The following is a 17783-nucleotide window of genomic DNA, read 5'->3' as shown; positions in this document are numbered from 1 at the left end:
GATCAGGTTGATAGGTCAGAGGTGGAAGCATGGTGACATGTGGAGCTGACTGATACTAATAGATCGAGGACTTAACCAACGCTTTTTGAAAAATGAAATACCTTCTTATTATCTAGTTTTGAAGGAATGAAAATTTCTTCTTGCATTTTCTCAAAAAGACGTTATAATAATATATGTCTTGAAAAAATGTTAACATTGTTTGGTGACGATAGCGAAGAGGTCACACCCGTTCCCATTCCGAACACGGCAGTTAAGCTCTTCAGCGCCGATGGTAGTTGGGGGTTTCCCCCTGTGAGAGTAGGACGTCGCCAAGCAGGTTTTATATGGAGGATTAGCTCAGCTGGGAGAGCATCTGCCTTACAAGCAGAGGGTCGGCGGTTCGATCCCGTCATCCTCCACCATTTTACACCTGCCGGTGTAGCTCAACTGGTAGAGCAACTGACTTGTAATCAGTAGGTTGGGGGTTCAAGTCCTCTTGCCGGCACCATTTTAAGATCGTACAAGCACGAGCCATTAGCTCAGTTGGTAGAGCATCTGACTTTTAATCAGAGGGTCGAAGGTTCGAATCCTTCATGGCTCACCATTTCATATGCGGGTGTGGCGGAATTGGCAGACGCACCAGACTTAGGATCTGGCGCCGCAAGGCGTGGGGGTTCAAGTCCCTTCACCCGCATCTTTCATGCGGAAGTAGTTCAGTGGTAGAATACAACCTTGCCAAGGTTGGGGTCGCGGGTTCGAATCCCGTCTTCCGCTCCACTTTTCGTATGTGCCGGGGTGGCGGAACTGGCAGACGCACAGGACTTAAAATCCTGCGGTAGGTGACTACCGTACCGGTTCGATTCCGGTCCTCGGCACCATCATAATATGCGCCCGTAGCTCAATTGGATAGAGCATCTGACTACGAATCAGAAGGTTGTAGGTTCGACTCCCGCCGGGCGCACCATGTTTTTATTGCGGGAAGTAGCTCAGCTTGGTAGAGCACTTGGTTTGGGACCAAGGGGTCGCAGGTTCGAATCCTGTCTTCCCGACCACGTGATTTTTAATGAATGGGGCCTTAGCTCAGCTGGGAGAGCGCCTGCCTTGCACGCAGGAGGTCAGCGGTTCGATCCCGCTAGGCTCCACCATTTTTCAATCAGATACTTATATTATATTGGCGGTGTAGCTCAGCTGGCTAGAGCGTACGGTTCATACCCGTGAGGTCGGGGGTTCGATCCCCTCCGCCGCTACCAATAAATATAAGGACCTTTAGCTCAGCTGGTTAGAGCAGACGGCTCATAACCGTCCGGTCGTAGGTTCGAGTCCTACAAGGTCCACCATATTCATTTCTTTAATGCCGTGGAGGTATACCCAAGTTCGGCTGAAGGGATCGGTCTTGAAAACCGACAGGGGAGTCAAATCCCGCGGGGGTTCGAATCCCTCTACCTCCTCCATTTTTTAAAAAGCAGCAAGTTGTTTTTAAACAACCTTACATAGAGGAAGCGAAAAAACGATATACACGAAAACTTGATGCAAATCGTTTCATTATTACCGTCGCGGGGTGGAGCAGTCCGGTAGCTCGTCGGGCTCATAACCCGAAGGTCGCAGGTTCAAATCCTGTCCCCGCAATTATTAGGTCCCGTGGTGTAGCGGTTAACATGCCTGCCTGTCACGCAGGAGATCGCGGGTTCGATTCCCGTCGGGACCGCCATTTTTTAAATTAATATAAATGTGGCTCAGTAGCTCAGTCGGTAGAGCAAAGGACTGAAAATCCTTGTGTCGGCGGTTCGATTCCGTCCTGAGCCACCATATCTTACAAAATTACGGCGATTGTGGCGAAGTGGTTAACGCACCTGATTGTGGTTCAGGCATTCGTGGGTTCGATTCCCATCAGTCGCCCCATTTCGCGGGTGTAGTTTAGTGGTAAAACCTCAGCCTTCCAAGCTGATGATGAGGGTTCGATTCCCTTCACCCGCTCCAAATATGGGCCTATAGCTCAGCTGGTTAGAGCGCACGCCTGATAAGCGTGAGGTCGATGGTTCGAGTCCATTTAGGCCCACCATATTCATATTGTTCCGCAGTAGCTCAGTGGTAGAGCATTCGGCTGTTAACCGAACGGTCGTAGGTTCGAGTCCTACCTGCGGAGCCATGGGGAAGTACTCAAGAGGCTGAAGAGGCGCCCCTGCTAAGGGTGTAGGTCGCGCGAGCGGCGCGAGGGTTCAAATCCCTCCTTCTCCGCCATTTGGCCCGTTGGTCAAGCGGTTAAGACACCGCCCTTTCACGGCGGTAACACGGGTTCGAATCCCGTACGGGTCATAACAAAAAAGGAAGCATATATTCATGTATGCTTCTTTTTTTCATTTCTTTTCATTGATATAACTATCTTTTTGTTTATAAGGAATGTCTCCAAGCTGGGAATCGATATTTTCTTCTTCTAATGTATTTTCATATTCCTTTTGCTTTTTGTTCGGTATATCCACCCTATTTTTTCCTTCGATATCATTTGCCGCAAATCCTTCATAGTCTTCTGGAAATCCATCCGTTTCATCTTCGGTTTTATAAAGATCATTATAATTGTCATGATCGCCGGTGTAATCAGATGGCGTCTCGGATGTACCGAATTTGGCGACTTCACCAAAGCTATCCTCTTTATCCACTATTTCATTTCCATGACGATTTTCAAAATGATCACCCTTGGATGGAATCAGTATTTCCTCCTCCACTGGCCGGTCTTGTGAAAGTGATCGTTCCGGGGCATGCTCGACACAGTAGAGAGTGCTTGGGATCGCTTCAAGCCTCTCGATGGGGATTTCCCTATTGCAGGTTATACAATGGCCATACGAACCTTCTTCCATTGCTTTTAATGCTTCGTCGATTTTCTCCATTTCTGATTGTGCATGTTCATCGAGTGCTTGATTCCGTTCCATCTCGTATAATTCGGTTCCTAGGTCAGCAGGATGATTATCATAAGAAGATAATTCCCCTACTGATTCCGTCTGGCTTTTATCCAGAACGGATTGTTCATCATTTTGAATTCTACTACTTAACTCATTTTTTTCTTGAAGCAGTTCCTTTTTTAATTTCTGCGTTTGTTGTTTCGTTGCCATATCCTATTCACTCCTTCTAAAGTCCAAATCTCATTTTATATTGGTAAGATGGTTGTATTATCTATTACCCGAATCGGAGTATAGGAAAACAATATGCAATGGAATACAGAAAAAAGGACTGAGCGGATGAGCTCAGTCCTCGGAGATTAGATAAGATAGCTGATGAATAATCCAATGGCCATGAGTAAGCCGAAGAACGTGTTCGTTTGGGCCGTGGCTTTCATTGCCGGGACCATCGTGATCGGCTGCGTTTTGCCTACGAAGCCTTTGATTGCGGCCATGGCCTTCGGTATGCTAAGGAAGGCAAGGAGAATCCACGCCGTTACGCTTCCGGTAAGAACTAGCCCAACAAGCCATAGATAAGAGAAAGCGAACATGATTGCCATGAATGTCAGGGCGTTTTTCCTGCCCATCACTACTGGCATCGTTTTGCGGCCATGTGCCTTATCCCCATCGTGATCACGAAGGTTATTGGATAAGTTGATCAACCCGACCAAAACCCCACTTGGAATGGCAATTAAGATGGCTGTTGAAGAAACATCACCGGTTTGAATGAAAAAGGCGATCAGGATTATCAAAAAGCCCATGAACAATCCAGAAAAAAGTTCCCCGAATGGTGTATATGATATGGGCAGGGGACCGCCTGTATAAAGGTAGCCGACAAGCATGCAAACCAGTCCGACTGCAGCAAGCCACCAAGATGATGCGGCACAAATATAGATTCCAATTATCAAGGCGATGGCATACATGCCAAGGGCCAAGCTCATGATTAGTTTAGGGGCCATCCCATGACGGACGATCCCGCCGCCGATGCCTACGGATTCCTCCGTATCCAAGCCTCTCTTGAAATCATAGTATTCATTGAATAAATTGGTTGCAGCTTGAATCAGGATACTGGCAATCATCATGGCAGCGAATAGTAACCAATTCACTCCATCTTCCAAAAGTGCAATCACAGTTCCAAGTAAGACTGGTACAAAAGCTGCGGTTAGTGTATGTGGACGAATTAACTCCCACCAAATCTTCCAGGTCCGTTTAAGGGGAAGTCCGTCGTATTCTGTTTGCATTATTTCTCTCCTCAAAATCATTATTGGTTCTCTCGAAATTATAACAAATATTGAAATGTTGCACAAAAGGTTATCCTAATAAATGCAGGAAAAGTGGGAAAGGGTGATAATTGGAATTCCTGGATGATCACATTTCCAAAATCAAGGGTATTTCTCTACATTCGCTAAGATTCATATAATAAGGAAAAAAGCAGGAAAGAATCGTCCGGTAAAGGGGCGTTTTATTGACATGGGGTTCAAGTGAGGTGTATCTTTAAATAGGTTAAAAAGCTTTTAAAATGTACATTTGGGGGGATTTTTTTGGCTATCTCAGAGGAAACTGAACAGTTTCAGGGACTGGCTTCAGCTATACAAAAGGCGAAGGACTTGAATGATCAAGTTCTATTCAGTCATATTAAGAAGATTAAATGCAACAACCCCCTTTCATTTTATCAAGCTGGAAGAGAACGGTACGCGGGTGAACGCTTTTTCTGGGAGGACCCTGCAAAGGAAATAACCATCACCGGTTTAGGCAATGTTAAGAAACTCAAAGCGGCATCGAATGCCGAACGTTATAGAGAAGTCGAAAAGAGCTGGATCAAACTGCAGAATAATGCTGTCAAAACGGGAGTGACCGATGTAGAAGCGACAGGTCCTTTACTGTTTGGGGGCTTTTCTTTTGATTATGAAACTGACAGTACGCTCCTTTGGAATCAGTTCGGGGACAACCTTTTTTATATACCCGCCTTCATGCTGTCAATAGTGGGGAAACAAGCTTACTTAACGACAAACTTACTTTGTTCGCCTGATGATTCAGAAAAACTCTTCATAGATATGATAAATGAACGGGAAGCTTTCCTTTTCGAAAGCGTGGATGGCAATGGATTGGGTGCAAATTCCCTGGTTATGCAGAGGGAAGTCGAACCTGAGGAATGGAAACGGACGGTCGCAGAGGCTGTTCAGGAAATCAAGACGACAAATCTCGATAAAATCGTTTTGGCAAGGGAACTTCGACTTGGTTTTGAACATTCCATTGATTCAGGGAAAGTGCTTGAACAATTGCTTGCAGAGCAGCCATTGAGTTATATTTTCAGTTTGGAAGCTGGTGGTGACTGTTTTGTCGGTGCCACCCCTGAACGTTTAATTAAGAAACAGGGAAATGAAGTTTTTTCTACCTGTCTTGCTGGATCGATGGGACGAGGAAAAGATGAGCAGGAAGATGTTTGTCTTGGTGAAGAATTGCTTCATGACCAAAAGAATTTACAAGAGCATCAATATGTCGTGTCGATGATATCCAATGCCTTTGATTCAGTATGCGAAAAGGTGATGGTCCCGGCCGGACCGACACTTATGAAAAATCGCCATATCCAGCATTTGTACACTCCGGTCCGCGGTATATCAAAGGAAGGTGTCACGATTTTTGAATTTATCGAGAATCTCCACCCAACACCTGCTATGGGCGGACTTCCCAAAGAAAAGGCCGTTGTCCGAATTAGGGAAATGGAAGGTCTGGAACGTGGCTTTTATGCGGGTCCTTTAGGCTGGGTGGATACGTATGGAAACGGGGAATTCGCTGTCGGGATCCGTTCTGCCCTAATACAGAACAATGAGGCATCGCTCTTTGCCGGATGCGGAGTCGTGGAAGATTCGACTCCCGAAAGTGAATACCGGGAAACGGGGATTAAATTCAATCCGATGTTAAGTGCTTTAGGAGGAAATCTTAATGAATGACCGAGATGCATTGACAGCTTATGCTGCTTCATTCGTCGATGAGCTGGCACAAAATGAGGTGAAGCATGTGGTGGTGAGCCCTGGTTCACGATCCACACCCCTGGCTTTGTTGCTGGTGGAACATCCTGATATCGAAATTCATATTAATGTGGATGAGCGTTCGGCTGCTTTTTTTGCCCTTGGTTTGGCTAAGGCCCTAAAAGAACCTATCGGACTTCTTTGTACGTCAGGTACAGCCGCTGCAAACTATTACCCAGCCGTCATTGAGGCTTTCTATTCAAGAGTGCCGCTTATTGTACTTACCGCTGACCGCCCGCATGAATTGCGTGATGTCGGAGCCCCGCAGGCAATCGATCAGATACACCTTTACGGGAGACATGTAAAATGGTTTGTCGAAATGGCACTTCCTGAAAGCACGGATGGGATGATGCGGTATGCCAGAACGGTCGGTGCAAGGGCAGTGGCAACAGCTGCAGCTGAGCCTGCAGGGCCTGTACATTTGAATTTCCCGCTTCGTGAACCATTGATACCGGATTTGGAGCAAGCAAAGGAATGCAGGCAAAATAAAATGACGCCTGCAGTGTTGATTGACAGTGGAGAACTTTCACTGTCATCATCACAAATAGAAGCTGTCGCAACTACATTGTCACAAGCAAAGCAAGGTATGATTGTTTGTGGCGAATTACCTCATCCAGAGATGAAGGAAGCCATCGTCGCATTAGCGGAAAAACTTGCTTTTCCGGTACTGGCTGATCCCCTTTCACAGTTAAGGAGCGGAAGTCATGACAAGGCCGTTATCATTGATGCGTACGATACGTTTCTACGCGATGAAACGGCAAAAGCGGCTTTCAGGCCGGAAGTGATCTTGCGATTCGGAGCAATGCCTGTTTCTAAACCGTTATTGTTATTCATGAAAGAACAAAAGCAGGCAATCACTTTGGTCGTCGATGGCGGAGCAGGCTGGCGCGAACCAGCCGGATTGGCAACGAATATGATTTACAGCGAAGAGAAAGATTTTTGTCTGCGAATTGCTGAAAGCATTACTTCCTCCCCTGATGATGAATGGCTTCGCTTATGGCAAATCGTCAACGGTGCGACGAAGGAGGCCTTAGCCTCCGTCAGAGATGAAGCGGAGTTAAGCGAAGGCAAGCTGTTCGCCCTGCTTGCTGATATGATGCCGTTGGAATCGACGTTGTTTGTCGGGAATAGTATGCCCATACGTGATTTGGATACTTTCTTTTTGAATAATGGAAAAGAAATCAAAACCATTGCAAATCGCGGGGCGAATGGCATTGATGGTGTCGTTTCCACTGCGCTTGGCGTAAGCACGGTATCAAAAAATACAGTGCTGGCAATTGGGGATTTAAGTTTTTTCCATGATATGAATGGCTTGCTTGCGGCAAAGCTTCAAAAACAAAATATCACGATATTGCTGGTTAATAATGATGGCGGCGGCATTTTCTCCTTCTTGCCGCAGGCAAATGATAGGGAACATTTCGAAACGCTATTCGGCACGCCACATGGGCTTGATTTTTCCCATACGGCCGAGCTTTACGGCGGTAAATACAACAAGGTGCAAAATTGGGATGAGTTAGAGAAGGTATTTACAGAGTCATTCGAAATCCAAGGACTTAAAATCATTGAAGTTCCGACAGAAAGAGAGTCCAATCTACAAAAACATCGAAATTTGTGGAGCTTTGTTTCCCAGGAAATAAAAATGGTGTTAGACAGGGAAATATGATGAATATTGTCAGCAAGGATGTCAATTATGCTGTTGAAATAACGGGAAATGGAGATCCTCTTGTACTTTTACATGGATTTACGGGAAATCGGGATACATGGAAATTCCTCATTCCGCTACTGAGTGACAGGTATACGTTAATCATGGTCGATATCATCGGTCATGGTATGTCTGCGTCACCAGCCGATCATCGAAGGTATGAAATGGAGCGTGTCGCTGAGGATATCAAGTATATTTTGGATGTGTTACATTTCCCGAAAGCCCATATCCTTGGATACTCGATGGGCGGAAGGCTCGGATTGGGATTTGCCTGTTTGTTTCCTGAGTATGTTGATACATTGATATTGGAGAGCGCTTCACCGGGCCTTTTAACAGAAGGGGAACGTGAAAGGCGAAGGGAAAATGATCGGAAGCTTGCCGAAAGGATTCTTGAAAATGGCATGGAAGCGTTTGTGGATCAATGGGAAAACATCCCTTTGTTTGAAAGTCAAAAGCGGTTGTCGGCCAAAACCAAGTCAGCCATTCGGGAGCAGCGGTTGGCAAATAGTCCTGCCGGCCTTTCCAATAGCCTTCTTGGTATGGGGACCGGCAGCCAGGCTTCATACTGGGAACAATTGCAAACCCTTGATTTCCCTGTGCTCCTTGTAACTGGTGAACTTGACCGGAAGTTTTGTCGGATTGCGGACTCGATGAAAAAAAAGCTGAAGCAGGTCGAATGGAAAATAATAAATGATGCGGGACATGCGATTCATGTGGAAGTTGGAGAAAAGTTTGGTAAAATAATAAGTGAGTTCTTAAAGCGAAATAAAAGGAGGAATTAAGGTGACGATTCAATGGGAAACAATACGTGAGTATGATGAAATTTTGTATGAAAAATATAACGGGATTGCGAAAGTGTCCATCAATCGACCACATGTACATAATGCATTCACGCCAAAAACGACTGCTGAAATGATTGATGCATTCGCAAGAGCGCGTGATGATTCCAGCATTGGTGTCATTATTTTAACAGGTGTAGGCGGCAAAGCATTCTGTTCAGGCGGAGACCAAAAAGTACGCGGCAATGGCGGATATGTGGGTGAAGATAACATTCCTCGTCTAAATGTTCTTGATTTGCAACGTTTGATTCGCGTAATTCCAAAACCAGTCGTAGCCATGGTTGCTGGATATGCAATTGGTGGCGGTAATGTCTTGAATGTGGTATGTGACTTGACGATTGCTGCTGACAATGCGATTTTCGGACAAACTGGACCGAATGTAGGAAGCTTTGATGCTGGTTATGGTTCTGGCTACCTTGCACGTATCGTAGGTCATAAAAAGGCGCGTGAAATCTGGTACCTATGCCGTCAATACAATGCACAGGAAGCATTGGATATGGGATTGGTCAACACAGTCGTACCATTAGACCAATTAGAAGCGGAAACGGTTAAATGGTGTGAAGAAATGCTTGAGAAGAGCCCTACTGCACTTCGTTTCTTGAAAGCGGCAATGAACGCTGATACGGATGGCCTTGCAGGTCTTCAACAATTGGCTGGTGACGCTACACTATTATACTATACAACAGAAGAAGCAAAAGAAGGCCGCGATGCATTCAAAGAAAAGCGCACTCCGGACTTTGGGCAATTCCCTCGTTTCCCTTAATGAAACGCGTGAATCGATGAGACTGACAGCTTGGCGGAAAATCGCCGGGCTGTTTTCTATATCAAAATGGAAGAGGGTAAGCAGCAATGGCAGAAGAAAAGTTGCCGAACTGGCTGAAAAATCGGGCGCATCTTTCACCGGGGCGCCCGGCAATCGAGTTTGAAGGTCATACGTATAGCTTTCTTGAACTGCATACATTATCGGAGAAGATGGCTGGTAAGCTGGCAAGCATTGGTCTGGGTGCTGGCGATTCATGCGCGGTTTTGCTCCGCAACCATATTGATGGTGTTGTCGTTATCCATGCATTATTTTATCTCGGTGTGAAGATTGTGATGCTGAATAATAAGTTAACGGCAAAAGAGCTGTCCTGGCAGATCGAGGATAGTGGGACTGCCTATTTGGTTTCAGAAGGTGCCTTCTCCGACAAACTTTCTGATATTGGTGAGATTCTTCCGGAATTGAACCTTCATTTAATGGAAGGATTGCCGGATGAAGGCACGGCGGAGATACTTCAAGAGTTTTACCTTGAGGATACCGCTACGATCATGTATACATCAGGTACCACAGGAAATCCAAAGGGTGTGATCCAAACATTCGGCAACCATTGGTGGAGTGCAGTAGGGTCGGTTCTGAACCTTGGATTGCATGAGGAGGATTCTTGGTATTGTGCGGTTCCGATCTTTCATATTAGCGGTTTATCCATTCTGATGAAAAACGTGATTTATGGCATGAAAGTCGTTTTGGCGGAACGATTCGATGAACGGGAAGCAAACCGGAGCATTCAGGAAAATGGCGTGACGATCATTTCGGTCGTGACGGCCATGCTGAATAGGATGGTTCAGGATTTGAAGGGAACAAGCTATCCAAAAACCTTTCGCTGTTTCCTGTTGGGCGGCGGCCCTGCACCCGTCCATTTACTTGAAGCCTGTAAGGAGAAAGGGATTCCCGTCTATCAAACATATGGGATGACCGAAACGTCATCACAGATTGTGACACTGGCTCCGGAGTATAGTATGTCAAAAATCGGATCAGCTGGGAAGCCTTTGTTTCCTTCGCAGTTACGGATAGAGAAAGACGGCACGATGTGTGAACCGGGTGCAGTGGGCGAAATCGTGGTTTCAGGTCCGAATGTCACGAAAGGTTATTTTAATCGAATGGATGCTACACAGCAGGCCATTACCGATGGATGGCTTTATACCGGGGATCTTGGTTATCTTGATGAGGAAGGCTTTTTATATGTGCTTGACCGACGTTCGGATTTAATCATCTCCGGCGGTGAAAATGTCTATCCGGCCGAGATTGAAAACGTCCTCGGTATGCATCCTGATGTTTTCGAAGCGGGAGTGACGGGGACTGACGATGAAAAGTGGGGACAGGTCCCGCTTGCTTTTGTCGTCTTGCAACAAGGTGCAGAGCTTGATGAGAGTGAACTATTGGAATATTGCAGGGGATATTTAGCATCCTATAAGCTTCCCCGGAACGTGATTTTTTGTAAGGAGCTTCCCCGTAATGGCGCAAGCAAGCTTTTGAGACGAGAATTGAAGAAGGAAATGGGGGAAGGGCAATGAGGTTATCCTCCATTACCCTAAAGCTTATTAAGGCTCCTTTAAAACGGCCATTCAAGACGCATCTCGAAACGGTAAGCGGTCGGGAAGTGATCATTGTCGAAGCCATGGATAAGGATGGGTTGATTGGATACGGTGAAGCTGTACCTTTTACAAGTCCTTGGTATACCGAGGAAACGATCAAAACCTGCTTTCATATATTGGAGGACTTCTTAATCCCGTTGACATTGGCCAGTCAGGTCAAGCATCCCGATGAGCTGCCGAACCTATGGAGCGGAATCCGGCGGAATGGGATGGCGAAGTCAGCTTTAGAGCAGGCAATCCTCGATTTATATGCGAAGCAGAAAGGAGTCTACCTCGGACGGCTGATGGGCGGCGAACGAAGTGAAGTGGCCGCTGGTGTAGTCGTTGCATCCAGTGATATTGAAGATGCGATGCGCCAGATAGAGGATTTTTCCGGATCTGGTTATCAGCGTTACAAAATAAAAATCAATCCTCAAAATGATCTGGAGTTTTTAGCGGAAATCCGTCGGGCTTATCCTCATATACCGCTCATGGCAGATGCCAATTCAGCGTACACTCTTGATGACATCACCCACCTTCAGAAACTTGATGTGTTTAAGCTGATGATGATTGAACAGCCGCTGGGACATGACGACATTGTGGAACATTCATTTTTGCAGAAACAGCTGCAGACACCCATTTGCCTTGATGAAAGCATAAATTCATTTCATGATGCCAAAAGTGCGCTGTCGCTCCAGAGCTGTGGGGTGATCAGCATTAAGATGGCTAAAGTCGGCGGCTGGATGGAGGCTGTACGAATCCATGATCTATGTCTGGGAAATGATGTGCCGGTTTGGTGCGGTGGCATGATTGAATTTGGCATTTCACGTGCACATAATATTGCACTTGCCACATTAAAAGGATTCACGATTCCCGGGGATATATCATCTTCATCCCGTTATTGGGATGAAGATATAATAGATCCTGAAGTACTTGTCGAAAATGGCATGATCCGAGTTCCCGATAAAGCTGGAATCGGTTTTGCCATCAATGAAAAGCGGCTAAAGGAATTGACTGCATATAGTAAGTTGTACAAGTGAAAACATCAAAGAGGTGCATTGCCCACCTCTTTTGATCAAATATTGATAATCCTTTAACTCCTCTCACTCCCCCCTGTCTATGTAACTCACCCAATTAGAATTTTCTTGGACGGAAACCCCACCCTTTTGGAAAATGATTTTAATAGGATACTAACAAATCAGTTCTTTGTTTTTCATGTTAAAACTCTTACTAAATTGAAGAAATTTACGACACTTCTGCCGGATAACCGGCTAACCAAGATCACGCTAGATGCTGCTTTGATGAGGCCTGGCAGACAGTCGGCGGAAAGGGAACGAATGATTGAAATCAACCAGGAACTTTTTTTTTGAGGGTTTGTAAAATTTGATCGTTGATTGGACGTAAGGCAACTCACTTTCCGCGGGCTCCCTTGACACGCTCGCTTTTCCCGCGGGAGTCTCGTACCCTCCATTCCAAGGAATGTTCTTTAGAATAAACTCTAGGTAAACTGGATTTTCATCGAGTTCGTCTGCAGTCTGTAACTATTTTTTTATCTCCAGTAGTCCCTTTATAAAACGGGATTTTAGAGTAGGAAAATCATTTGAATGGCCGGGTAAACCATAATTTTTTTCCGAAAATGGGGCTTTGTCTATTTTTTCTTTATTGGATTATTTTGTATAATGAGATTAAAAGAATGGCAACCAAGGGAAAGGGAGGGGAGAGTGTATGAAGAAAAAACCGTACCTTATTGCGGAGATTCTACTAAAAAGGGGCATGGCGGACTATGTCATTAAAGAAATGACGGCATTGGAAGAGTGTGAGCTGTTTCTTTTGAAGAGAAAGTGGGGCCTATATGACCGGAAGACAGGTGCGTAAAGAGTAAAAGTAAAAAGGGAACCATTTCGAGCCGGTCCCCATGCGTTTTAAGTTTTTTTAAGCCGGTACCTATTGACAGGGCGGCCTATGCTGCCATATTGTACGTCAAGCTGAAGGACTTCTTCGCCATGCAAGTATTCAAGATAGCGCCTTGCTGTAACTCTGGCGATTCCAATCCCATCAGCCACTTCTTCTGCAGATAGTGACCCAGGCTGGGTCTTTATGAACTTCGTCACCTGCTCAAGAGTCGCGCCATTCAACCCTTTGGGAACATCATATTTCGGACTCGCTTCAGAATGTGTTTTATTTTGAAAGAGAATTCGGTCGAGCTGGGTTTGAGAAATTTGATGGTCAGGTTCAACCTCCATCCGAAAAGCGAAGTATTGTTCCAGCGTATGTTTAAGCCTATCGAATTTAAATGGCTTGATTAAATAGTCAAAAGCCCCATTCTGCATCATTTTTCTGATCGTTTTCTGATCATTTGCCGCTGAAATGATGATGACATCCACATCCATTTGCTCTTTTCTGATTTGATAAAGTGTATCAACCCCGTTTAAAGATGGCATGAAGATGTCCAAAATGACAAGGTCGGGTTTAGACTGCCTGATTTTTTCCAGCCCTTCAAGCCCATTTGAAGCTGTATCAACGACTTTAAAGGCAGGAAGGCGCTCGATGAACTGTTTGTTGACCTCTTGGACCATTGGGTCGTCTTCAATTAAAAGTACACGAATTTCGTTAGTCATTTTGGTTCTCCTCTATATCGTGCATCGGAAAAGAAAGAAGAAAGCTTGTTCCTTCGTCAGGGCGTGTCGTGAATTTCATTTCGCCGTTCGCTTTTTTTACAATTTGGTCTATTAGATAAAGACCAATTCCTGATCCTTCCGCACCTTTTGTTGTAAAACCATACTCGAATATATCTTTATGAATGTCCTCTGGAATGCCGGGTCCATTATCCTCAAGCACAATTTGACAATGACGTTCATCCTGGTAGATGGATAGATAAACCTGTTTTGTTTCCTCTGAACAATGCTTTAGCGCTGCGAATGAATTTTCAATCAGGTTTCCGATTATCAATACAAAATCGTGATGATCCAAATCAGCGGGGAAGCGGTCCAATTTCGTGTGCTTGTCCATGATGAGCTCGATTCCGAGTTCCCTACCCAAGGAGATCTTACTTAATATCAGCCCCACTAAATTATCATCGTGAATGTGCTTCGTTAAAAACCTGGTCAATTCCTCTTGTTCTTCGGTGATCTGAAAAATGTAATGCAGCGCTTCGTCAAGATTGCCTAGCTGGATCAAACCTGCTATCGTATGAAGTTTGTTCATATGTTCATGGTTTTGAACGCGCAGAGCTTCAACGAATGCTTTGACACTAGTCAACTCTTCAGCTAGCTTCGTCACATCGGTGCGATCCTGGAAAATGGCCACCGCACCGATCGTTTTATCCGCAATCTTTATCGGTACCCGGTTGCTTACAATATTCCTGTTTTGAACCGAGATCTCCTGATTAAAGATGGGAGATGTCCGGTCAAGCACTTCCGGGAGACGGGTATCGTGTATAATATCATTGATATTCTTACCAATGACCGCACCGTTAATATTGAATATTTGCTTAGCCTTTTCATTGAAAATCGTGATTGTCTGATTTTTATCTATGGCGATCACCCCTTCATGCATCGCATTGAAAGCGGCTGTCCTTTCAACTAACATCCGTGAAATTTCATGTGGTTCAAGTTGGAAGGTCTCTTTTTTTATCCTTCTTGCCATGAGCCATGAGCCGCATACACCGAATAGAAGTGTAAGGACCAGGATAATCGCGATTTCACCTTTCAGGTCCTTGATTAATTCCGGTATCGTAGGCAAGATATTCCCAACCAGTACGACGCCGATTTGCTCTCTATCTTTATCGAGGATCGGGACAAAGGCGCGGATGGAAATGCCAAGTTCCCCAGCGGCCTTTGAAAGGTATTCGTGTTCAGCGAACGCAGCGCTTTCGTCGCTGCTGCTGGATGGGGTCCCCAATTGACTAAACACCGGGTGGGAATAGCGTATATGCTGATTGTTGAGTACAACTATATAATCCGCTTGATGGATTTTCCTTAAGTTTTCAATAATCGGATTAAGCTCAGTCCATCCTTCAGGCTCACGAACCAATTTTTGTACTTCAGGGAGTTCGGCGATAGTATGGGCAGTGATCATGGAGCGTTTGCCGATTTCATCCTCCCTGACCGAAACGATATTTCCGAATATAAAAATCCCGCCTATTAGTATCGAAAAAGCGACGATTACGAATGATAGCAGGGTGATTTTAATTTGAATGGGCATATGAAAGGATTTATCCATTGTTTTTCCTCCATTACTTCTATACTTTATAGTAACAGAATTTCTACCACTTTTCGCTATTTTTCGCGCATTGTATTACGACAGTAAAAAGCTGTGATAGAATAGTGATAATGTGAAGTGAGCGGTGAGGAGTTGTCGGTATGCGTGCATTATGGGGGTACTTCTTATTAATTGGCTTGGGGCTGTTGATAGCTGTGTATATATCGTTTCAATCGTTCTTTTCAGGCTTCGGTTTCAATTTGCCGAAGGATGAGGAGCAGGTCGGGATGAAGGATCAAATCGTGATTAAGTTCAGTCATGTCGTTGCCGAAAATACACCTAAAGGGCTAGCTGCGAACCGATTTGCCAAACTGGTAGATGAATATACAGATCATCGTGTCAAAATCGAAGTTTATCCTAATCAGTCATTATATAGTGATCATGAAGAAATCGAAGCGTTACAAGAAAACAAGGTGCAGATGATTGCTCCGACTGCATCTAAAATTACGAGCTTATCAAAGAAATGGATGCTATTGGACCTTCCTTATGTCTTTCCAACGGACGCTGCCTTGCAGGAAGCATTGAATGGGGAAGTGGGGGAAGAGCTGCTTAAGCAGCTGAACACCATCGATATCGAGGGACTCGCATTTTGGTCGAATAACTATAAACAGATTACAAGCAGTAAACCGATAAGGCATCCAAGTGATTTTGCAGGAAAGAATTTTAGAATCATGCCAAGTGCAGTCCTGAAAAGCCAATTCAATCATTTTGGGGCGACAACTTCTGAGCTGGAGTTTAACGAAACGTTTAAAAGCCTTGAAATCAATGAGACGGACAGTCAGGAAAATACGATTTCCAATATCTATTCCAAGAAATTATATGAGGTGCAAAAATATTTAACGATCAGTGACCATGGCTATTTAGGGTATGTAGTCATGATAAACAAACAGTTTTGGAACAAACTCCCTTTGGATATTCAGCAGCAAATTCAACGGGCGATGGATGATACAACGAAATGGCTATGGATCAAATCAAATGAATTGAACCAGGAACAGCTTCAGGAAATCCAGCAAAAATCGAATATCGACATCTATACACTGTCAGATGAAGAAAAGAAAGAATGGATGGATGAGATGACTGTCATTTATCCGGAATTCGAACAAACGATTGGAACCGAATTGATGACGAAAATGGAAAAGATCCGTGAGAAACATTTAAAGGAATAACTAAATAATGGGGACAAAAAAAGGAGCGGACCCAAAAGGGCCCCCTCTTTTTCCTATTGTAATGCAGTTTGTAATGTCTTTACATTATTTTCCATAATACTGAAGTAATCTTCACCGGCTTCGATATCTTTATCCGTCAACACGGAAAGGTTATGGAGCTTAAGTGATTTCGCTCCCATTTCCTTTTGGATGATCTCGGTTAGTTTAGAACTGATATTTTGCTCAAAGATGACGTAGTTCAAGTCTTCTTCTTCAGCCATCGTTACGATTTTCCCCAGTTCCTTTTGAGAAGGTTCGTTTGAAGACGTTAGTCCTGTGACGCCAATTTGTTTCAATCCATAGCGTTCCTCCCAATAACCATATGCAGAATGGGAAACGATGATCTTATTGGTACGGCCTGACTCGATTGTCGTAGCGAATTTTTCATCAAGTGCCTCAAGCTTTTCGGAAAGCTCGTTGAAATGATCGTTGAAATATTCTTCCTGTTCCGGCATTTTTTTTGTTAATTCGTCCTTGATGGTTTTTGCCATGTCTATGGAATAGATGGGATCTAACCATAAATGCGGATTAACGCCCCCATGGTCATGACCGTCTTCTTCATGTGCATGTTCCTCTTCATGTGCATGCTCATCTTCATCAAGATGAACCGTTTCGCCCACCGCAATTGTGCTGACGCCTTCTTTGCTTAGAATTGGTTCAGCCTTGGTTACAAAGCCTTCAAGATTATAGCCAATATAGAAAAATAGGTCTGACTCAGCCATTTTTACAATATCTTTTTGAGAGGGTTCGAATGAGTGTTCATCCGTTCCGGGAGGATAAACCGTCTCGACATTTACGTACTCCCCGCCAATGGCTTCCGTGAAGTATTGTAAAGGGTAAACCGTCGTATATATATCCAAGGCATCCTTGGTTTCTTCTTTACTCGATTCTCCCTTCGAATTGCCGCAGGCTGACAGAAATACCGCAGTAACAAGGAAAAGTGAGAGCAATGCTCGAATTTTCATATGAAATGCTCCTTTATAATTCGTATTGATTACGATTTGAATGTTATATGGTAAAAACGAAATGATTACGATTTGACTTCTGTATGATACAAAAGATTGCAAAAGAAAGCAAGGTTTTTTTCTATTGGTCCTCACTTTTTTCTTTTTTTTCAGGAACAAGGTCAATGCCCCCTGGATGAAACGGATGACACTTAAGAATGCGGATGAGTGCTAACCAGCTTCCTTTTATAGGTCCGAATCGATTGATCGCTTCCAAACCATAATGGGAACAAGTTGGGTAAAAACGGCAGGTAGGCGGCTTTATTGGAGAAATAGCAACTTGGTAAAAACGAATGATTCCCATTAATATTTTTTTCAACACAATGCTTTCATCTCTTTTCGAGTAAATTCACTACCCTTAATTATAGCATATTTTCTAAATTTCCAATAAGGGTAAAAAAGGAATAAGCATGTAGATATTCCGAGTGATATAATGAGAATTAA

General features: G+C 44.4%; 14 protein-coding genes, 21 tRNA genes and 1 rRNA gene. 30 read left to right on the top strand and 6 right to left on the bottom strand.

All coding sequences use genetic code 11. From position 1 onward, the window contains the following. Positions 1-198 precede the first annotated feature (198 nt). The 22 genes from rrf (at position 199) to MPH60_RS24705 (ending at position 2292) form a co-directional block, all read left to right on the top strand. Positions 199-314, top strand: a 5S ribosomal RNA gene (gene rrf / locus MPH60_RS24810). Between the two features lie 11 nt (positions 315-325). Next, a tRNA-Val gene (locus MPH60_RS24805) sits at positions 326-401 on the top strand. A gap of 10 nt (positions 402-411) precedes the next feature. Beyond that, positions 412-487: transfer RNA gene (locus MPH60_RS24800), tRNA-Thr, on the top strand. A gap of 20 nt (positions 488-507) precedes the next feature. Next, positions 508-583, top strand: a tRNA-Lys gene (locus tag MPH60_RS24795). An 8-nt stretch (positions 584-591) separates the two neighbouring features. Further along, a tRNA-Leu gene (locus tag MPH60_RS24790) sits at positions 592-673 on the top strand. Positions 674-681: 8 nt separating this feature from the next. After that, positions 682-756 (top strand) — tRNA-Gly (locus tag MPH60_RS24785). Between the two features lie 12 nt (positions 757-768). Then, positions 769-857, top strand: a tRNA-Leu gene (locus tag MPH60_RS24780). Between the two features lie 9 nt (positions 858-866). Next, positions 867-943, top strand: a tRNA-Arg gene (locus tag MPH60_RS24775). A gap of 11 nt (positions 944-954) precedes the next feature. Continuing rightward, positions 955-1031, top strand: a tRNA-Pro gene (locus MPH60_RS24770). Positions 1032-1048: 17 nt separating this feature from the next. Further along, a tRNA-Ala gene (locus MPH60_RS24765) sits at positions 1049-1124 on the top strand. Between the two features lie 28 nt (positions 1125-1152). Further along, positions 1153-1229, top strand: a tRNA-Met gene (locus MPH60_RS24760). 10 nt (positions 1230-1239) lie between these two features. Then, positions 1240-1316, top strand: a tRNA-Ile gene (locus MPH60_RS24755). A 21-nt stretch (positions 1317-1337) separates the two neighbouring features. Beyond that, positions 1338-1430: transfer RNA gene (locus MPH60_RS24750), tRNA-Ser, on the top strand. A 101-nt stretch (positions 1431-1531) separates the two neighbouring features. Continuing rightward, positions 1532-1605: transfer RNA gene (locus tag MPH60_RS24745), tRNA-Met, on the top strand. Positions 1606-1611: 6 nt separating this feature from the next. Next, positions 1612-1687, top strand: a tRNA-Asp gene (locus tag MPH60_RS24740). Positions 1688-1709: 22 nt separating this feature from the next. Further along, positions 1710-1785 (top strand) — tRNA-Phe (locus tag MPH60_RS24735). A gap of 17 nt (positions 1786-1802) precedes the next feature. Further along, positions 1803-1878, top strand: a tRNA-His gene (locus tag MPH60_RS24730). A gap of 4 nt (positions 1879-1882) precedes the next feature. Next, a tRNA-Gly gene (locus tag MPH60_RS24725) sits at positions 1883-1956 on the top strand. A gap of 5 nt (positions 1957-1961) precedes the next feature. Beyond that, positions 1962-2038, top strand: a tRNA-Ile gene (locus tag MPH60_RS24720). Positions 2039-2050: 12 nt separating this feature from the next. After that, positions 2051-2125: transfer RNA gene (locus MPH60_RS24715), tRNA-Asn, on the top strand. Position 2126: 1 nt separating this feature from the next. Continuing rightward, positions 2127-2217: transfer RNA gene (locus tag MPH60_RS24710), tRNA-Ser, on the top strand. Between the two features lie 3 nt (positions 2218-2220). After that, positions 2221-2292 (top strand) — tRNA-Glu (locus tag MPH60_RS24705). A 41-nt stretch (positions 2293-2333) separates the two neighbouring features. On the opposite strand, the gene MPH60_RS24700 is transcribed toward MPH60_RS24705, so the two are convergent. Together MPH60_RS24700 and MPH60_RS24695 are read right to left on the bottom strand one after the other, a co-directional pair. Continuing rightward, positions 2334-3083, bottom strand: a complete 750-nt coding sequence (locus MPH60_RS24700; RefSeq protein WP_241594679.1) for a TraR/DksA C4-type zinc finger protein — start codon at positions 3081-3083, stop codon at positions 2334-2336. A 146-nt stretch (positions 3084-3229) separates the two neighbouring features. Beyond that, positions 3230-4150: a 1,4-dihydroxy-2-naphthoate polyprenyltransferase gene (locus tag MPH60_RS24695; RefSeq protein WP_241594680.1), complete on the bottom strand. Its 921-nt coding sequence runs from the start codon at positions 4148-4150 to the stop codon at positions 3230-3232. A gap of 300 nt (positions 4151-4450) precedes the next feature. Between MPH60_RS24695 and MPH60_RS24690 the strand changes: the two genes are divergently transcribed. The 7 genes from MPH60_RS24690 (at position 4451) to MPH60_RS24660 (ending at position 12745) form a co-directional block, all read left to right on the top strand. Continuing rightward, a complete protein-coding gene (locus tag MPH60_RS24690) occupies positions 4451-5860 on the top strand; it encodes an isochorismate synthase (protein WP_241594681.1) in 1410 nt (469 codons plus the stop codon). Beyond that, a complete protein-coding gene (gene menD, locus MPH60_RS24685; RefSeq protein WP_241594682.1) occupies positions 5853-7601 on the top strand; it encodes a 2-succinyl-5-enolpyruvyl-6-hydroxy-3-cyclohexene-1-carboxylic-acid synthase in 1749 nt (582 codons plus the stop codon). The genes MPH60_RS24690 and menD overlap by 8 nt, the downstream gene beginning before the upstream one ends. Next, positions 7601-8422 carry a 2-succinyl-6-hydroxy-2,4-cyclohexadiene-1-carboxylate synthase gene (menH, locus tag MPH60_RS24680; protein ID WP_241594683.1) on the top strand — a complete coding sequence of 274 codons (822 nt, stop codon included), beginning with the start codon at positions 7601-7603 and terminating at the stop codon, positions 8420-8422. The genes menD and menH overlap by 1 nt, the downstream gene beginning before the upstream one ends. A gap of 7 nt (positions 8423-8429) precedes the next feature. Then, positions 8430-9242 (top strand): 1,4-dihydroxy-2-naphthoyl-CoA synthase, encoded by an 813-nt coding sequence (gene menB / locus MPH60_RS24675; protein WP_370029151.1) that lies wholly within the window; start codon positions 8430-8432, stop codon positions 9240-9242. Between the two features lie 86 nt (positions 9243-9328). Beyond that, positions 9329-10810 carry an o-succinylbenzoate--CoA ligase gene (locus MPH60_RS24670; protein WP_241594684.1) on the top strand — a complete coding sequence of 494 codons (1482 nt, stop codon included), beginning with the start codon at positions 9329-9331 and terminating at the stop codon, positions 10808-10810. Next, positions 10807-11910 carry an o-succinylbenzoate synthase gene (gene menC, locus MPH60_RS24665; RefSeq protein WP_241594685.1) on the top strand — a complete coding sequence of 368 codons (1104 nt, stop codon included), beginning with the start codon at positions 10807-10809 and terminating at the stop codon, positions 11908-11910. Before MPH60_RS24670 ends, menC begins: the two co-directional genes overlap by 4 nt. Positions 11911-12595: 685 nt before the next feature. After that, positions 12596-12745: a hypothetical protein gene (locus MPH60_RS24660; RefSeq protein WP_241594686.1), complete on the top strand. Its 150-nt coding sequence runs from the start codon at positions 12596-12598 to the stop codon at positions 12743-12745. Positions 12746-12792: 47 nt separating this feature from the next. On the opposite strand, the gene MPH60_RS24655 is transcribed toward MPH60_RS24660, so the two are convergent. Continuing rightward, complete coding sequence (locus MPH60_RS24655) at positions 12793-13488, bottom strand: response regulator (RefSeq protein WP_241594687.1); 696 nt, start codon at positions 13486-13488, stop codon at positions 12793-12795. Next, complete coding sequence (locus MPH60_RS24650) at positions 13481-15091, bottom strand: ATP-binding protein (RefSeq protein WP_241594688.1); 1611 nt, start codon at positions 15089-15091, stop codon at positions 13481-13483. The genes MPH60_RS24655 and MPH60_RS24650 overlap by 8 nt, the downstream gene beginning before the upstream one ends. Positions 15092-15231: 140 nt before the next feature. On the opposite strand from MPH60_RS24650, the gene MPH60_RS24645 reads away from it, so the two are divergent. Continuing rightward, positions 15232-16296: a DctP family TRAP transporter solute-binding subunit gene (locus MPH60_RS24645; RefSeq protein ID WP_241594689.1), complete on the top strand. Its 1065-nt coding sequence runs from the start codon at positions 15232-15234 to the stop codon at positions 16294-16296. A 53-nt stretch (positions 16297-16349) separates the two neighbouring features. Here MPH60_RS24645 and MPH60_RS24640 read toward each other — a convergent pair whose 3' ends face one another. Continuing rightward, positions 16350-17300: a metal ABC transporter solute-binding protein, Zn/Mn family gene (locus MPH60_RS24640; RefSeq protein ID WP_241594690.1), complete on the bottom strand. Its 951-nt coding sequence runs from the start codon at positions 17298-17300 to the stop codon at positions 16350-16352. A gap of 121 nt (positions 17301-17421) precedes the next feature. After that, positions 17422-17643, bottom strand: a complete 222-nt coding sequence (gene yidD, locus MPH60_RS24635; protein ID WP_245406465.1) for a membrane protein insertion efficiency factor YidD — start codon at positions 17641-17643, stop codon at positions 17422-17424. Between the last annotated feature and the right edge of the window lie 140 nt (positions 17644-17783).

This window comes from Peribacillus sp. Aquil_B1 (assembly GCF_022603275.1).
Classification (GTDB): domain Bacteria; phylum Bacillota; class Bacilli; order Bacillales; family DSM-1321; genus Peribacillus.
Note: the sequence above shows the minus strand (reverse complement) of the source record. Positions and strands in the feature narration are given on the sequence as shown.

What these genes read in the sequence shown, in the direction of transcription:
- MPH60_RS24700 (WP_241594679.1), bottom strand. Translation starts at nt 3,083, where the DNA reads ATGGCAACGAAACAACAAACGCAGAAATTAAAAAAGGAACTGCTTCAA.
- MPH60_RS24695 (WP_241594680.1), bottom strand. Translation starts at nt 4,150, where the DNA reads ATGCAAACAGAATACGACGGACTTCCCCTTAAACGGACCTGGAAGATT.
- menD (WP_241594682.1), top strand. Translation starts at nt 5,853, where the DNA reads ATGAATGACCGAGATGCATTGACAGCTTATGCTGCTTCATTCGTCGAT.
- menH (WP_241594683.1), top strand. Translation starts at nt 7,601, where the DNA reads ATGAATATTGTCAGCAAGGATGTCAATTATGCTGTTGAAATAACGGGA.
- MPH60_RS24670 (WP_241594684.1), top strand. Translation starts at nt 9,329, where the DNA reads ATGGCAGAAGAAAAGTTGCCGAACTGGCTGAAAAATCGGGCGCATCTT.
- menC (WP_241594685.1), top strand. Translation starts at nt 10,807, where the DNA reads ATGAGGTTATCCTCCATTACCCTAAAGCTTATTAAGGCTCCTTTAAAA.
- MPH60_RS24660 (WP_241594686.1), top strand. Translation starts at nt 12,596, where the DNA reads ATGAAGAAAAAACCGTACCTTATTGCGGAGATTCTACTAAAAAGGGGC.
- MPH60_RS24655 (WP_241594687.1), bottom strand. Translation starts at nt 13,488, where the DNA reads ATGACTAACGAAATTCGTGTACTTTTAATTGAAGACGACCCAATGGTC.
- MPH60_RS24650 (WP_241594688.1), bottom strand. Translation starts at nt 15,091, where the DNA reads ATGGATAAATCCTTTCATATGCCCATTCAAATTAAAATCACCCTGCTA.
- MPH60_RS24645 (WP_241594689.1), top strand. Translation starts at nt 15,232, where the DNA reads ATGCGTGCATTATGGGGGTACTTCTTATTAATTGGCTTGGGGCTGTTG.
- MPH60_RS24640 (WP_241594690.1), bottom strand. Translation starts at nt 17,300, where the DNA reads ATGAAAATTCGAGCATTGCTCTCACTTTTCCTTGTTACTGCGGTATTT.
- yidD (WP_245406465.1), bottom strand. Translation starts at nt 17,643, where the DNA reads ATGGGAATCATTCGTTTTTACCAAGTTGCTATTTCTCCAATAAAGCCG.